The organism is Methylomagnum ishizawai, assembly GCF_019670005.1.
Taxonomy (GTDB): Bacteria; Pseudomonadota; Gammaproteobacteria; order Methylococcales; family Methylococcaceae; genus Methylomagnum; species Methylomagnum ishizawai.
This window is the reverse complement of record NZ_AP019783.1, coordinates 4,010,306-4,024,992: the sequence shown is the minus strand read 5'-3', so window position 1 is coordinate 4,024,992 and position 14,687 is coordinate 4,010,306. Positions and strand designations below refer to the sequence as shown.

Genomic DNA, 14,687 nt, shown 5'->3' with positions numbered 1-14,687 from the left:
ATGCGCTGCATGTGGGCCAGCATGGAGGGCGGGGTACCGCTCCAGGCCCAAGCGGGATGATAGTGAAAGGCCCGGCCCGTCGCATGAAACGCGGATGGCGTTGCGCAGCGTTGCGTAGGAAACATATTGAAACGAGTCATGCCCCTTTTCTCCCGCCATCCCATCCCATCGATCATTGGCCGGATTCCCGGTTCCACGCCGCGCCGGGCTTTGGCACGGAGCTTGTCTCTTTCTCCACCATCAGCGCCGCCTGTCGCCACAGGCCCACCCCATCGGAGCAGCACCATGATCTTCCGCCAGCTATTCGAAGCCGATACCTGCACCTACACCTACCTTTTGGGCTGCGAACGCACCCGCCGCGCGGTCTTGATCGATCCCGTCGCCAGCGAGTTGGAAACCTACGCCCGCTTGCTGGCCGAACTCGGCCTGACCCTGGTCTATACCCTGGAAACCCACGTCCACGCCGACCACATCACCGCGTCCGGCCTGTTGCGCGAGCGCTTCGGCAGCAAGAGCGTGGTCCACCGCGACGCCGGGGCGATGTGCGCCGACCTCCTGGTCACCGATGGCGTGCCCTTGCAGGTGGGCGACCTGGAATTCCGGGTGCTGCACACGCCCGGCCATACCGGCGGCTGCGTCAGCTACGCCATGGCCGACCGGGTGTTCACCGGCGACGCCTTGTTCATCGGCGGTTGCGGACGCACCGATTTCCAGCAGGGCGACGCCGGGCGTTTGTACGACAGCATCCAGCGCCAGCTCTTTACCTTGCCGCCCGATACCCTGGTCTATCCCGGCCATGATTACGCGGGCAATACCGTCTCCACCATCGGCCAGGAACAGGCCAAGAATCCCCGGCTCGGCGGCGGCAAGACCCGCGAGGCATTCATCGCCCTGATGCGGGCTTTGGATTTGCCCTATCCCAAGTACATCGACCAAGCCCTGCCCGCCAACCAGGCCTGTGGCCGGGCACCCGTGCCGCGCCAGGGGTGATGGCTTGCCTTGATGGCCGACCGGGGAGCCGGAGGTGGATATGGGCTTGATGCTGGGTTTGGCGGGGGTGATCGGCTTGTTGCTGGGGCTGCTCGGCGGCGGCGGGTCGATCCTGACGGTGCCGGTGCTGGTCTACGTGGCGGGGCTCGATTCCAAGACCGCCATCGCGACCTCGCTGGTGGTGGTGGGGACGACCAGCCTGGTCGCGGTGGTGGGCCACGCGCGGGGCGGGCGGGTCTGTTGGAAGAACGGCTATGGCTTCGGGCTGGCCGGGATGGCGGGGGCGTATGGCGGCGGGCGGCTGGCGGCCTATGTGCCGGGGCATATTTTATTGCTGCTGTTCGCCCTGGTCATGCTGGCGACGGCGGCGGCGATGCTCAAGGGCCGGGGGCGCGAAACCCAGCCCCATACCGGCGGGCCGATCTGCCCCAGGCGGCTGAACGTGCCCGCCGTGCTGTTCGATGGCTTCCTGGTCGGCGCTTTGAACGGGCTGGTCGGGGTGGGCGGCGGTTTCGTGATCGTGCCGGCCTTGAACCTGCTGGGCGGCTTGCCCATGCACGCGGCGGTGGGGACTTCGCTCCTGGTCATCGCCATGAATTCGGCGGCGGCGCTGGCGGGCTACGCCAGCCATGTCAGCTTCGATCCGCATTTGGTGATGCTGTTCACCGGGGCGGCGGTGGTGGGGAGCGTGGTCGGCGGCTGGCTTTCCAAGCGGATCAGCGGCAATGCGCTCAGGCGCGGCTTCGGGGTGTTCGTCATCGCCATCGCCGCCTATCTGCTCCACCGCGAATTGAGTTGGGCGGTGGTGGACGAGGTCCGGCGGGTGGTGCTGGAGCATCGGGATTTCTTCTGGGGCTTGATGACCGCCCTCGCCATCTTGGCGTTATATTGGCTGCGGGGCTTGATCCATCAGCACCGCCCCCTGGGCGGGCAGGCGCGTTGACGCCCCGAGGCGCGGGGCGTTTCCCGCTCCGCTTCCATAAGCATAACGATCTTTCGCATAGCACCAGACCCATGAATACCAGACTCTTTTCCTGCATCGCCCTGGCTTTGTCCCTGGCCGCCTGCGGTCCCGCCTCCACGCCCGGAGCCTCGGGCGGCGGCGAGGCCAGGATCGCGGGGCTGGTCCTCACCGACGATGGACCGGCCAACCAGGGCCATATCGAAGCCAAGGACCGCGACGGCACCGTGGTGGCCCAGGCCGACATCGGCGGCGACGCCCATTACAGCCTGAAAATCCCGGCGGGCACGGCCTATCCCGTGGTGTTGAGCGCCACGGCGGCGGGGGCCGCGGCTCCGTTGAAAGCCGCCGTCACCAGCGATCTGGCCGCCGACCAGGATATCAGCCCCGTCACCACCCTGGTGGTCGATACCGCCCTGGGCCTGGGCGGGCTGACCGAGGCCAACCTCGCCAAGGCCGCCGGGGCCGCCATCGCCCAGCGCAAAAGTTCGGGCGGTTCCGGCGGCTCGGCGGGTTTCAAGGGCGATCCCACCAAGCAATACGGCGGCTGGCATTAGGCCCGGCCCGGTCGGCGGAGCGGAAGCCGGGCTTCCCAACCCCCGCGCCCAAGCCAGGCTTGGGCGCGGACGGGGCCGTCGGCGGCGGTCCCGTCCGTCGCCGCGCCACACCTTTCCCGCCGGGATTGGCTATGCTTCCAGGGGTTCCGAACCCCTTATCCCCCTCCCTATGAACAGCGGCCCCGGTTCGCCTCCCCCCGCGCCACAACCTCCTTCCCCAGGGCTGCCGAGCACCCCGCCGGAGCATCCCGGTCCGTTCGGGCGGGAACTGGGGCTTTGCCGCGCCATCGTGGATTCCATGCCGGCCCATATCGCCGTGCTGGACCGCGATGGCATCATCGTCGCGGTCAACGAGCCTTGGGTGCGCTTCGGCCAGGACAATGGCCGCGATTCCCGCCCGGACGCGGCGGCTTGGGTCGGGACCGATTATCTGGCGGCTTGCGCCGCCTGCTCGGGGGGCGATGGCTTCGGCGATGCCCAGGAGGCCGAAGCGGCCCGCGCCGGTATCCTGGCCGTGCTGCGCGGGGAAAGCCCCGGCTTTTCGATGGAATATCCCTGCCATTCGCCCGTCCAGCGCCGCTGGTTCCTGATGAACGTCTCGCCCCTGTGTTCGGAGCGGGGCGGGGCGCTGGTATCGCACACCGAGATCACGGGGCGGGTGCTGGCCGAGTTGGCCCTGGTGGAGGAGGCGGAGAGTAAGCGCATCCTGTTCGAACAATCGCAGGACGGTATCGCGGTCCTCGATACCGACTGCCGGGTGATCGAGGCCAATGCCCGCTTCACCGCCATGCTGGGGTATACGCAGGAGGAATTGGTCGGGATGCCGGTTTGGTCCTGGGACGACCGGTGGCGGACGCGGGAAGCTTTGTTCGCCCATTTCGCCAACTCCTTCGATCAGCAACAATTGTTCGAGACCCGCCACCGGCGCAAGGATGGCAAGGTCTACGATGTGGAAATCCTGGGCATCCCCTCGGCCTGGCGCGGCCAGCCGGCGATATTCACCATCTGTCGCGACATCAGCGGGCGCAAGCTCGCCGAGCGGGCCTTGCGCGAAAGCGAGGAGCGGTTCCGGCAGCTCGCCGAGCGGGTGCCGGATATTTTCTGGATCACCGAATGGCCGGAGCGGCGGGTGGCCTATGTCAGCCCGGCGTTCGAGGCCATCAGCGGCCTGTCCAGGGAAACCCTGTACCAAGATTCCGAAGCTTGGTTCCAAGCGGTCCATCCCGAGGACCAGCCCAGGGTCCGGCGCGAGTTCGTGGCGGGGTTGAAGGCCGGGCGCTTCGATATCGAATACCGCATCGTCCGCCCCGACGGCGATATCCGCTGGGTCAAGGATATGGGTTCCCCGGTGCGGGACGCGGCGGGCCGGGTCTACCGGGTGGTCGGCATCGTGCGCGATGTCACCCAGCGCCACCGCATGATCGAGGAACTGGACCGCCACCACCACCACCTGGAGCATTTGGTGGCCGAGCGCACCGAGCAGTTGCGCGAGGCCAACCGCGCCCTCCTGGTCCACGCCGAGGAAATCGCCGACCTCTACAACAACGCCCCCTGCGGCTACCACTCGCTGGGACCGGACGGCACCTTCATGGCGGTCAACGATACCGAGCTGGCCTGGTTGGGCTATGGGCGCGAAGAGGTGTTGGGCAGGAATTTCGCCGAATTCCTGGTTCCCGCCAGCGTCGAATTGTTCCGCGCCACCTTTCCTGGCTTCAAGCGCACCGGGCGGGTCAAGGACCTGGAATACGACCTGGTGTGCAAGGATGGCGGCGTTTTGCCCGTGCTGTTGAGCGCCACGGCGGTGCGCGACGCCACGGGGGCTTATCTGATGAGCCGCTCGATCCTGTTCGACAACCGCGAGCGCAAGGCCCGCGACCAGGAGATCGCCCAGCTCAACGCCGAACTGACGCGCCGCGCCGCCGAGGCCGAGGAGGCCAGCCGCGCCAAAAGCGTGTTCCTCGCCAATATGAGCCACGAAATCCGCACGCCCATGAGCGCCATCCTGGGGCTGGCCGATCTATGCCTCGCGACCGGGTCGGGCGAGCGCCAGCACGGTTACCTGGAGAAAATCAGGCGGGCGGCGGATTCTCTGCTCAGGATCATCAACGACATCCTGGATTTCTCCAAGATCGAGGCCGGCAAGCTGACCCTGGAGACCATGGAATTCAGCCTGGAGCCGGTGCTGGACAACCTCGCCACCCTGTTGGCCGGCCAGGCCATGGAGCGGGGTTTGGAACTGATCTTCGACACCGACGACAACCTGCCCCAGGTCTTGGTGGGCGATCCCTTGCGGCTGGGGCAAATCCTGGTGAACCTGGTCGGCAACGCCATCAAGTTTTCCGAACGCGGCGAAGTGGTGGTGGCCCTGGACTTGGAAGCCCACCACGGGCGGGAAGTGGAGTTGCGGGTGGCGGTGAGCGACCAGGGTATCGGCCTGACCCCGGAGCATCGGGCCGTGTTGTTCTCGGCCTTTTCCCAGGCCGATTCCTCGACCACCCGGCGTTTCGGCGGCACCGGGCTGGGGCTGGCCATCAGCAAGCGCCTGGTGGAAAGCATGGGCGGACGGATCGGGGTGGACAGCGTGTTCGGCCGGGGCAGCACTTTTTATTTCACCGTGCGCCTGGGGTTGCCGGGGCGGGAGGCCGCGCCCCGGCCCGAGGCGTGGCGGGCGCAGTGCCGGGGGCGGCGGGCCTTGCTCATCGACGGTAGCGCCACCGTCCGCCGGGTGCTGGCGAAGCGACTGGCCGCGCTGGGCATGGCGGTCGATGCCCATGCCTCCACCGCCGCCGCCTTGGCGGCGGTGGCCGGCGGCGGAACGCCGGGGTACCTGTTCGCCTTGGTGGCTCTGGACCCGCCCGGCCTGGACGGGGTGGAAAGCCTCCGCCGGTTTTGCCGCCGGCTCGGGTCGGGCGCGATCACGCACCTCGTCCCCATGGCCGCACCTGCGGCGGTCCCGCCGACCTGGGAAGGGGGCGGGGCCGCGCTCGCCAAGCCGGTCATGTCCGGCCATTTGCGCGAAACCCTGCGCGGCCGCCTGGGCCTGGCGCGGGAGCCCGTCCGCGAGGCGCCCGGCGGCGGCGACACCCTCGTCGAGCTGGCCGCGCCCCTGGCCGGGGCCGATATCCTCCTGGTCGAGGATACCGAGATCAACCGCGAAATGATGGCGGATATCCTGCAAAACCTGGGGATGCGGCCCCGCGTGGCCGGGAATGGCCGCGAGGCGCTGCGGGCGGTGGCGCGGGCCGTGCCCGAGGCCGTGCTGATGGATTGCCAGATGCCGATCATGGACGGCTACGAGGCCACCCGCGAACTGCGCAAGCAGGCCCATCTGCGGGAACTGCCGATCATCGCGCTCACCGCCCACGCCATGGCCAATGACCGCGAGCGCTGCCTGGAGGCCGGGATGAACGCCTATCTGTCGAAGCCGGTGGATATTCCCCAGCTGATCCGGGCGCTGGCGCAATGGGTGAAGCCCAGGGCGCGGGGCGGCGTGCCGGCGGACGCACCGCCCTCCGCCGCCGGTTCCGTCCAACCGCCGGCCCTGCCCGCGGTTTTGCCCGGCATCGACCTCCAGGCCGGCTTGGGGCGCACCGGCGGCAACCCGCCGCTTTACCTGCGCCTGTTGCGTAAATTCCGCGATAGCCATGGCCGCGATTTCGAGCGCGATTGCCGGGCCGCGCTGGACGCCGGGGAATTCGGCACCGCCCGGCGCCTGGCGCATTCCCTCAAGGGCGTGGCCAAGTCGTTGGGGGCCGAGCCCCTGGGCGAATTGGCGGCGCGCTTGGAGACCGCCCTGGCCGGTGATGGGCCCACCGCCGCCGTGGCGGAAGACCTGCGGGCGCTCTGCGAAGAACTGGGCGGCGTGACACGGGGCTTGGCGGTTTTGGAGGAAGACGGGCGGGATTCCGCCGGGACTGGACCGCCCGACCGGACGCGCCTGCGGGCCGAATCCGGGCGTTTGGCGGCGCTGTTGCTGGCCCACGATGTTGCGGCCATCGCCTGTTTCAAGGAGTTGTCGCCGCTGTTGTCCAGCCAACTGGATGGCGGCGCGGTCGCCGAGATCCAACACTGCCTGGACCGCTACGACTTCGAGGGGGCCCTGACGCTCCTGCGAAAAGTTACTATGCTTGAAATTTGAAAATGTCGGGGTTTTTGCCGGTATTGGCTTTCCGGTTCCGTTGGATTCACCTGGGGGTAAGCCGAGGCCCGCGTCCGGGAAAAGGTATTTCTGACCCCTCCCCAACAGCGGTTCTTGGCGGAATTCCCGGTATTCCTGCGGCGCTCGGGGTGTTCTGGGGCGGGAGTATGAATCCATGGGGCCGGTCTTCGCTGAAACCATTTTGGTGGTCGACGATATCCCAGGCAATATCGATATTCTGGCGGGGATACTCAGCCCGCATTACCGGGTCGTCTTCGCCACCGACGGGACCGGAGCCCTGCGCCTGGCGCGCGGCGACCCCGCCCCCGGCCTGATCCTGTTGGACGTGGTGATGCCGGGGATGGGCGGCCACGAGGTCTGCCGCCGCCTGAAGGCCGACCCGCTCACCCGGGGCATTCCGGTGATCTTCATCACCGCCAAGGCCGGCGAGAGCGACGAGGAACAAGGCTTGGCCCTGGGGGCGGTGGACTATCTCCGCAAATCCAGCCATCCCGCCATCGTCCGGCAAAGGGTGCGCATCCATCTCGACCTGCGCAGCCAGAACCTCGCCCTGGAAGCCCGCGTCCAGGAACGCACCCGGCAGTTGCGGGAGACCCGGCTGGAGATCGTGCGCCGCCTGGGGCGGGCCAGCGAATACCGCGACAATGAAACCGGGATGCATGTCATCCGCATGAGCCACGCGGCCCATCGCCTGGCCCTGGCGGCGGGTTTCCCCGAGGCCGAGGCGGAACTGCTGATGCAGGCCGCGCCCATGCACGATGTCGGCAAGATCGGCATCCCCGACCGCATCCTGCTCAAGCCGGGCAAGCTGGACCCCGACGAATGGACGGTGATGCAGACCCATACCTTGATCGGCGCGGAGATCATCGGCCACCATGATTCCGACCTGTTGCGCATGGCCCACGCCGTGGCCCTGACCCATCACGAGCGTTGGGACGGGACGGGGTATCCGCGGCGGTTGGCGGGCGGGGCGATCCCCATCGAGGGCCGGATTTGCGCCATCGCCGATGTCTACGATGCCTTGAGCAGCGTCCGCCCCTATAAACGGGCCTGGAGTCCCGAGGACGCCATGGCCTATATTCGAGCCCAGGCGGGGCAGGCTTTCGACCCCTCCCTGGTGCCGCTCTTCGCCGAATTGATGCCGGAATTGCTCAGGATCTGGACGTGGTATCCAGATAGCCGCTAGGGTGTTTTGCGTCGGGGTATTTTGTCGGTATATGGAATGGATATAGTCCTCCCTGCACATTCTTTGACGATCCCTTGGCCCTGCCTTCCGCGAACCCCGGACCCAATCACAGGAACATGCCATGACAGCCGCACACGTACTCTTGGTCGAGGATGAGGAAATCATCGCCACCATCATCACCGAATTCCTTGGTTCAAGGGGTATCCAGGTGAGCGCCGTGGCGGATGGGGAACAGGCCTGGGCCTTGTTGCGGGGGGGCGATCCGCCTTATGAAACCATCCTGCTGGACCGGGAATTGCCGGGGATCAGCGGCATGGAATTATTGCAGCGGATCAAAACCACGGCCCAGCTCAGCCAGATTCCGGTGGTGATGGAAACCTCCAGCAACGATGCCAAGAGTATCCAGGAGGGGTTGGACCGGGGGGCTTATTATTATCTGACCAAGCCGTTCCAACCCGATGTCCTGCTCGCCATCGTCAACGCCGCCGTCGGTCAATACCGGGATTACCGGCGGATGCGGGAAACCCTGGAAAAGGCCGAACGGACCTTGCTGTTCATGGAGTCGGGGCGGTTCCGCTTCCATAGCCTGGCGCAGGCGCAGGCGTTGGCCGGGGGGCTGGCCCAGGCCTGCCCCGAGCCCTTGCGGGCGGCGGCGGGCTTGCAGGAGTTGCTGATCAACGCGGTGGAGCATGGTAATCTCGGTATTTCCTACCAGGAGAAATCCGAGTTGATCCTGGCCGGGCGGTTGCAGGCGGAATGCGAGCGGCGGTTGGGCCTGCCGGAACACCTGGACAAGACGGTCGAGGTCGTGGTGGAACGCGAGGCCGACCGGCTGTGCTTCACCATCAGCGACCAGGGCGCGGGCTTCGATTGGCACAAATACCTGGATTTCGATCCGGGGCGCATTTTCGACCCCAATGGCCGGGGCATCGCCCTGGCCCGCAAGATCAGCTTCGACCAACTGGACTACCTCGGCGATGGCAGCAGCGTGCAGGCCGTGGTCAAGCTCTAACCCTTCCCACCCAACCCAGGATTCCCATGAACCTATCGATCCGCCGCGCCGAGCCACGCGATGTGGACGGACTCGTCCGCCTGCTCGCGACCCTGTTCGCCATCGAGGCCGATTTCGCCTGCGACGCCGATAAACAGCGGCGCGGCCTGGAACTCTTGATCGCCAGCGCCAAGGATTGCGTGCTGGTGGCGGAGTCCGGGGGCGGGGTGGTGGGCATGTGTTCGGTGCAGGGGGTGATGTCCACCGCCGAGGGTGGGCCGGTGGGCTGGGTGGAGGATGTGGTGGTGGCCCCGGATCACGCGGGGCGGGGGATAGGCCGCCGGTTGTTGGCGGCGGCGGAGGCCTGGGCGGTGGAGCAGGGCTGGACCCGGTTGCAATTGCTGGCCGACCGCAATAACGCGGCGGCTTTGGGGTTCTATGGGCATTTGGGGTGGGGACGTACTGAACTGGTGGCGCTCAGGAAATATCCCGCTTGAAGGGAGCCTGCGGGGTCCGGTCGGCGCGGCGGCCGGACCCCGGGCTGTTAGGTGCCGGGCGGTGCCTGGGCGCGATTACTTGGCGGTCACATCCACCTGGACCTGGAAGTTCGCGCTGTGCTTGGCGGTCGAGTAGTCGTTGCCGCCGATGACGAAGGTCAGCGCGTTCATGGCGTTGTCCTTCTTATCCAACTTGAAAGGCTGGAGAACGATGACTTTCTTGAGGGGGGAGATGGGTGTGGCGCTGACGGCTTCCAAGCCATAGCCATCCAGGGTCGACCACCAGTTGCGGTAGTTGCCGCTGCCGACCGGGTCTTCGTAGCTCTCGTTGGGCTGGAAGGCGTTGGGATACCAGTGGCTCTGGGCGCTGGTCTGGTCGACGCCGCGCCATACGGTGGTGGCGGGCACCAAGTCGTCGTCGGCGTCGGCCACGTCGTGGTTGCCGTCGTCCAGGCGGCTCACGGTGATCCTCACGGTGGCGCGGTTGTAGCCCGCCGCGCGCAGGGCGGTCAGGTCCACCAAGCCCCATTTGCTGTTATGGGTCCAGCCCAGCAGGGTCTTCTCGCCGTCGCCGTTGGCGTCGTAGTTGAGGTCGCCGAACCAGGACTTGGAGGCGGTCTTGCCCACGGTGGAGGTGATCGTATCGCCGAGGACGGGCAGCACGTCGTCGCTCTTGGCCGAGGCCGAGCCGCTGCCATCGAAGTAGAAGCCCAGGTGGTAGGGGATGCCCACGCCGCCGGAACTCGGCAGCAGGTAGACCGTGGGATTCCCGGCCTGGGCGGACATGGAAAACGCGGAGGCGGCGGCCAGAACGGAAGCGCAAAGGAAGGTATGTTTGCTCATGGGTTTCTCGAGGCAAAAATTGTTATGTGGAGGCCAGGAGCGGGGCCATTCGGCCCGCGGGCCTGGTCCCCATTAAGATGACAAGAAACGTACCATTAGTAATGGCTGATAAAACAAGGGCTTGATCCGGGCAGGATGGCCTATATCCATATAAATCACATGTTTTATTGTGTCTTATAACCCATAGCCCGGCCTGGCCGGAGCGATGGCACGCCGTATCCAACCCGCCGTGCATCGTGTGGGCGGACCCCGCCGAAGGGCGGGGCCGCTGGGGGCTTGGCCCAAAGGGGAAACGACACGGATGTCCCGCCACGGGCGACCTTTATTCCACCATGTCGGCCCGCGCCGCCGTCCGCAGGGCCAGGGCTTGGTTCAGGAGGTCGTTGCGGGGGGCGTCGGAGGCTTCCCGGCGGGCCTGTTTTTGCAACTGGTAGGCTTGTTCCAGCTTGGCGAGCGCGTCCGGGAACGGGATGAACATCCCGCCGCGCAGCACCTCGATGGCGTCCTGGGTTTCCGCCATCGCCAGATGGACCATCTGCCCGGCCTGGGGTTGCGGCAGGGCCAGGGCCTTGGTGTCGAGGGCGTTGGCGCTGCGGATGTTCTCCAGCGCGTTGATGGACCTCAGGAACAAGGCCACGGCCTGGACCTGCGAGGAATCGATATGGGTCTGGCGGTTGGCCCCTTTGGAAGTGAACGCGCCGGGCGAATTGTTGAAGCTGTCGGTGTTGTAATAGGCCACCGCCTCTTCCAGGGTGGCGACGCTGTTGTTGTGGAAGAACGGGGCGGTGTCGGCGGCTTCGATCAGGGAGGGCGTGTTGAAGCGGTTCAGGCGCGGGTGGGCGGCGGGCCGGACGCCGCGTGGATCGAGGCTGCCGTCGCTGTAGCAGGCCCGGTCGAAATCCGGGCCGCAATCGGTCTGCAATTGCTGGCCGAAGCCGCCGTCGTAGGCCACGGTGGGGTCGGCCAGATGATGGAGTTGATCGCGCATCCGCTCGACCCCGGTGTCGCGGGTCGGGTTGGCGAGGGTGGTCGAACTCATCGCCCCGGCGTTCATATGGCAGCCATTGCAATTGGCGCTCTGGCCGAACACCGGCTGTTGGCCGGCGTCCACCGGGTTTTGCTTCTGGTCGAACAGCGCCTTGCCGCGTTCCACCACCGGCGATTTGAATTTCAGCGCGGCCAGGATCACCTCGGTATCGCGGCCCAGGGACAGCATGTAGGCTTCCAGGGCGTCGAGTTCGGCCTCGGTGGGCAGGCGGAAATCCACGCCCTCGATCCGCGCCAGCGTGCGCGGCAGATGCTGGCGCACCGCGCCCTTGGCGAAATCGCGCAACGAACCTCCATCCGGGGCGCCGTCCTGCGACCAACCGACGGCCTGGGCCGTTCGCCCGCTCTGCTCGAAATAATCCGAATCCTCCTGGAATTCCCCGCCCATGGCCTTGGTCTCGAACCCGAGCGAGGTGGACAGGGCCAGCAAATGCGGGGCGCCGCGCATCACGCCGGGTTTGTCGAAGCCGTCCACGTTGGCGAGGAACAGGCCGAATTGCCGCAGCAAGGCCGGTTTCTCCAGGTCCTTGAGGGCGGGGTTGGTTTCCGCCACGAACAGCGGATCGGTGGGCGGCAGTTTGGCGATGTATTGGGGGTCGATGGTGTGGTTGTGGTCGGGACGGTGGCAGGTGGCGCAGGTCCGCCCATTGCCGCCGAAGGTTTCCTTGGTGAACAGCCTGTGGCCTTGGGCGATCAACTGTTCCAGGCTGGGTTTGTTGCCGCCGGCCGCCATCGCCACTTTGGGCAGCAGGAAATCGAAGGCCGGGGGGGCCGGGGGTTGGTCCGCGCCGGGCGGGCCGATCCGCGCCGCCGCCCAGTCCCGGCCGGTGTAGCGGAGCCGTTGGAACAGGCTGGGCGAACCCGACAACAAGCCCGCGGCCGCGGGGTCGTCCCCGGCCCGGACCACGGCGACGGCGTCCAGGGTGAAACCGGCCTGGCGGTCGCGGTCCAGGCGGGTGGAGAGCGCGTATCCCGCGCCGTCCGGGGCCAGGGTGCCGAGTTTGAAGGCGGCGGGCCGCGCCGGGGCGTGGCGGTCGAGCAGCCAAGCCTCGTAGGCCGTGCCCGCCGGAAGCCCGGTGGCCTCGACCCGCATCCAGCCATCGGCCAAGTCCAGCGTGGCCCGTCCGCCCGCGGCGGCGGTGGCTTTCGACAAGGCCCAGGTGGGCGCTAGCCCCACGACCATCCGCCGGTTGCCGTCTTCCCGCTGGCCCGCTGCCCAGCGGTCGAACAAGCGGCCCAGCGCGGCGGGGTCGCCGTGGCCGGTGAACAAGGGTTCCGGGCTGCGCGGGCCGAACAGGGCGAAACCCCAAAGGCCGGCCAGGGCGGCGGTGACGAGTAGTTTGTGGTGCTTCATGGGCGTATCAGTGTTTCGGGGGGCTTGGGACGAGGTGCGGACCTGGGTTCGCCCTGCCGGGGGCGGGGTTGGCGGGAGGAGGCCATCCCATACATCCAGTGTGGGCAATCCGACAGCAATAAACGCACCAAGGTGGAGGCGCGGGGCGGAGCGGTTCGGCGGCGGCAGGGGCCGGTTGTTTTGGTGGGCGACCCGTATCTATGGGATTTGGCGCGATATGGGACTGATGTGTGGCTTAAGACACAGCCCTATGGGTGGAAAGACCGTTGCGAGGGGGGCCAGGACTGGAAGAAGTCCGGCCAAGGGCCTGATTACGCCGTACTGGTCGCACCGGCACGGGCTGAAGCCCTTGGCCGGTAACGGTGGGGCGTACGCGCGATAGCGCCGCCCCACGCGGGCGATGCGTCAGCGGTGGTTATGGATTCAAGCGTTCCAGGTCGAAGCGTCTTTGACCTGGACGTCGTCCCTGCCGGTGATCACGGCTTTGCATACCCCGGTGCTGGCTCCCTGGACCGTGCCGCTTATATTGCCGACCTGCCCGCCATCAATCTGCAAAGTGGCGCTGGCCTCAACCAAAATCGTGGCCGTCTTCACGTTAAGCGCCTTGATATGCATCGTGGCCGAGCTCTGAACCGTGAATTCCACCGTTTCCGCGGTCAGTTGGTCAATCACTACCGTGGCGGAACCTGCCGAGACCACTTTCGCGCTCGTGTCGCAATTAAATCCCTCCGCCGTGAAGGTGGGCGCGGGTATGAAACTGCCTCTGGCGCTGATATCGGCATCGTAACAATTAATCAAGCTCCCTTCGTGGTAGGTCGTCGCTCCCGAAATATGTTTCGAGTAATGGTAGTCGCTCATTATTCTTGCTCCATAGGTTGAAATACGGTTTATGAAAGTACGGTATCCATTGATCAAATCCGATAGGATGTCCTCCCAGGTTAATATTGAATCCGGTGGTTGATGTTTGAAAAATCCCGGCGAAAAACAATATGAAAGCCATGTGATCGCATTGTGCTAACCATGCCCGCGGCCCCGCCATCATTTGGAAACTTCAAGCCCGCTGGAACTGTCAACCATGGTTCGCCGAACACCATAGCGCTCGCGCGCCAGGGCTCTGGAGGCGATACACGGTTTATCGACCGCGAAAGACGGCAGGGCATACGCGGATCCTCGATAAGTGGGCAAGATGGAAACACGGTGTTGGTTGGCGTGGGCAGTGGTTATCGTCCATGCAATTTGTGACATACCTCGTTGTCACTCCGCAAGGTGGATAATCGCCTTGAAACTTGACGGATTTTTGATACTCGGAATCGAGGCCATGCTTGCGTCCGCCACCCAAGAAAGCCTTGACGCCAGCCGATCCAGGTGTTAATAAAAGGTTTTGGCGGGAAACGGATTGTTTCCCTTTCAATGGCGAAAGCGCAGCGCGGAGGTGGTTATGAAACGTTTGTACTATCTCACCGACAACCTGGACAGCACCGAGGCGATCTCCAACGATATCCATCAAGCGGGAATCACCGATTGGAATTTCCATGTCATCAGCAAGGATGAGGCGGGGCTTTATCGCCGCCACATCCACGGGGCCAACCTGTTCCATAAACAGGATGTGGTGTGTCACGCCGAATTCGGTGCCCTTATAGGCGTGGTCCTGGCGTTCTTCGCCACCCTCTACGCCAGGGAAATGGAAGTGTTCGGGCCGGAAACCAGCGGTTTCATGTACTTGGTGATCTTCGGCTTCATCGCGATGTTCGGCACCTGGATCGGCGGTTTGGCCGGGCTGGCGCGGGAAAATCAAGCCATCGCCAAGTTCCACGACGCCATCGATGCCGGCCAAAACCTGATCCTGGTCGATGTGCGCCGCCAGCGGGAGCAGGACATCAAAACGCTGATGGCCGCGCGGCATCCGGAAGCCCGCTTGGTGCAGGAAGGCTCCAACCTCGTCAATCCCTTAAGAATCCTGTGGGACTCGGCGGCGTGATGGAATGCGGGAGCGGATCGCCCTGGATGGGGTGTCCGTTTCCCGGAATTCGCCGGGGTTTGACGGGGGGCGGGGGAAGGCGGCGAAATTTGGTAGAATCGCGTTATCGCCTACCCCCGCTCGC

General features: G+C 65.8%; 11 protein-coding genes. 8 read left to right on the top strand and 3 right to left on the bottom strand.

Annotated elements, in window-relative coordinates:
* The first annotated feature begins 285 nt into the window (after positions 1–285).
* The 7 genes from K5658_RS18105 to K5658_RS18075 all read left to right on the top strand — a co-directional run bounded on the left by K5658_RS18105 (position 286) and on the right by K5658_RS18075 (position 9,341).
* Entirely contained in the window at positions 286–990 is a 705-nt protein-coding gene (locus tag K5658_RS18105) for an MBL fold metallo-hydrolase (protein WP_221064490.1), read from the top strand.
* Positions 991–1,030: 40 nt separating this feature from the next.
* On the top strand, positions 1,031–1,933 hold the full coding sequence (locus K5658_RS18100) for a sulfite exporter TauE/SafE family protein (protein ID WP_221064489.1): 903 nt from the start codon (positions 1,031–1,033) through the stop codon (positions 1,931–1,933).
* A gap of 71 nt (positions 1,934–2,004) precedes the next feature.
* Positions 2,005–2,508, top strand: a complete 504-nt coding sequence (locus K5658_RS18095; RefSeq protein ID WP_221064488.1) for a hypothetical protein — start codon at positions 2,005–2,007, stop codon at positions 2,506–2,508.
* Between the two features lie 298 nt (positions 2,509–2,806).
* The gene (locus K5658_RS18090) at positions 2,807–6,646 is read left to right on the top strand and encodes a PAS domain-containing hybrid sensor histidine kinase/response regulator (RefSeq protein ID WP_221064487.1); all 3,840 of its coding nucleotides are present in this window, start codon (positions 2,807–2,809) and stop codon (positions 6,644–6,646) included.
* A gap of 175 nt (positions 6,647–6,821) precedes the next feature.
* Positions 6,822–7,853 (top strand): HD-GYP domain-containing protein, encoded by a 1,032-nt coding sequence (locus K5658_RS18085; protein ID WP_221064486.1) that lies wholly within the window; start codon positions 6,822–6,824, stop codon positions 7,851–7,853.
* A gap of 121 nt (positions 7,854–7,974) precedes the next feature.
* A complete protein-coding gene (locus K5658_RS18080) occupies positions 7,975–8,865 on the top strand; it encodes a response regulator (RefSeq protein WP_221064485.1) in 891 nt (296 codons plus the stop codon).
* Positions 8,866–8,891: 26 nt separating this feature from the next.
* On the top strand, positions 8,892–9,341 hold the full coding sequence (locus K5658_RS18075) for a GNAT family N-acetyltransferase (protein WP_221064484.1): 450 nt from the start codon (positions 8,892–8,894) through the stop codon (positions 9,339–9,341).
* A gap of 75 nt (positions 9,342–9,416) precedes the next feature.
* On the opposite strand, the gene K5658_RS18070 is transcribed toward K5658_RS18075, so the two are convergent.
* The 3 genes from K5658_RS18070 to K5658_RS18060 all read right to left on the bottom strand — a co-directional run bounded on the left by K5658_RS18070 (position 9,417) and on the right by K5658_RS18060 (position 13,443).
* Entirely contained in the window at positions 9,417–10,184 is a 768-nt protein-coding gene (locus K5658_RS18070; RefSeq protein ID WP_221064483.1) for a hypothetical protein, read from the bottom strand.
* Between the two features lie 322 nt (positions 10,185–10,506).
* Complete coding sequence (locus tag K5658_RS18065) at positions 10,507–12,585, bottom strand: hypothetical protein (protein WP_221064482.1); 2,079 nt, start codon at positions 12,583–12,585, stop codon at positions 10,507–10,509.
* 423 nt (positions 12,586–13,008) lie between these two features.
* Positions 13,009–13,443: a hypothetical protein gene (locus K5658_RS18060; protein WP_221064481.1), complete on the bottom strand. Its 435-nt coding sequence runs from the start codon at positions 13,441–13,443 to the stop codon at positions 13,009–13,011.
* Positions 13,444–14,023: 580 nt separating this feature from the next.
* Here K5658_RS18060 and K5658_RS18055 point away from each other — a divergent pair.
* On the top strand, positions 14,024–14,563 hold the full coding sequence (locus K5658_RS18055; protein ID WP_221064480.1) for a hypothetical protein: 540 nt from the start codon (positions 14,024–14,026) through the stop codon (positions 14,561–14,563).
* Positions 14,564–14,687: the final 124 nt, after the last annotated feature.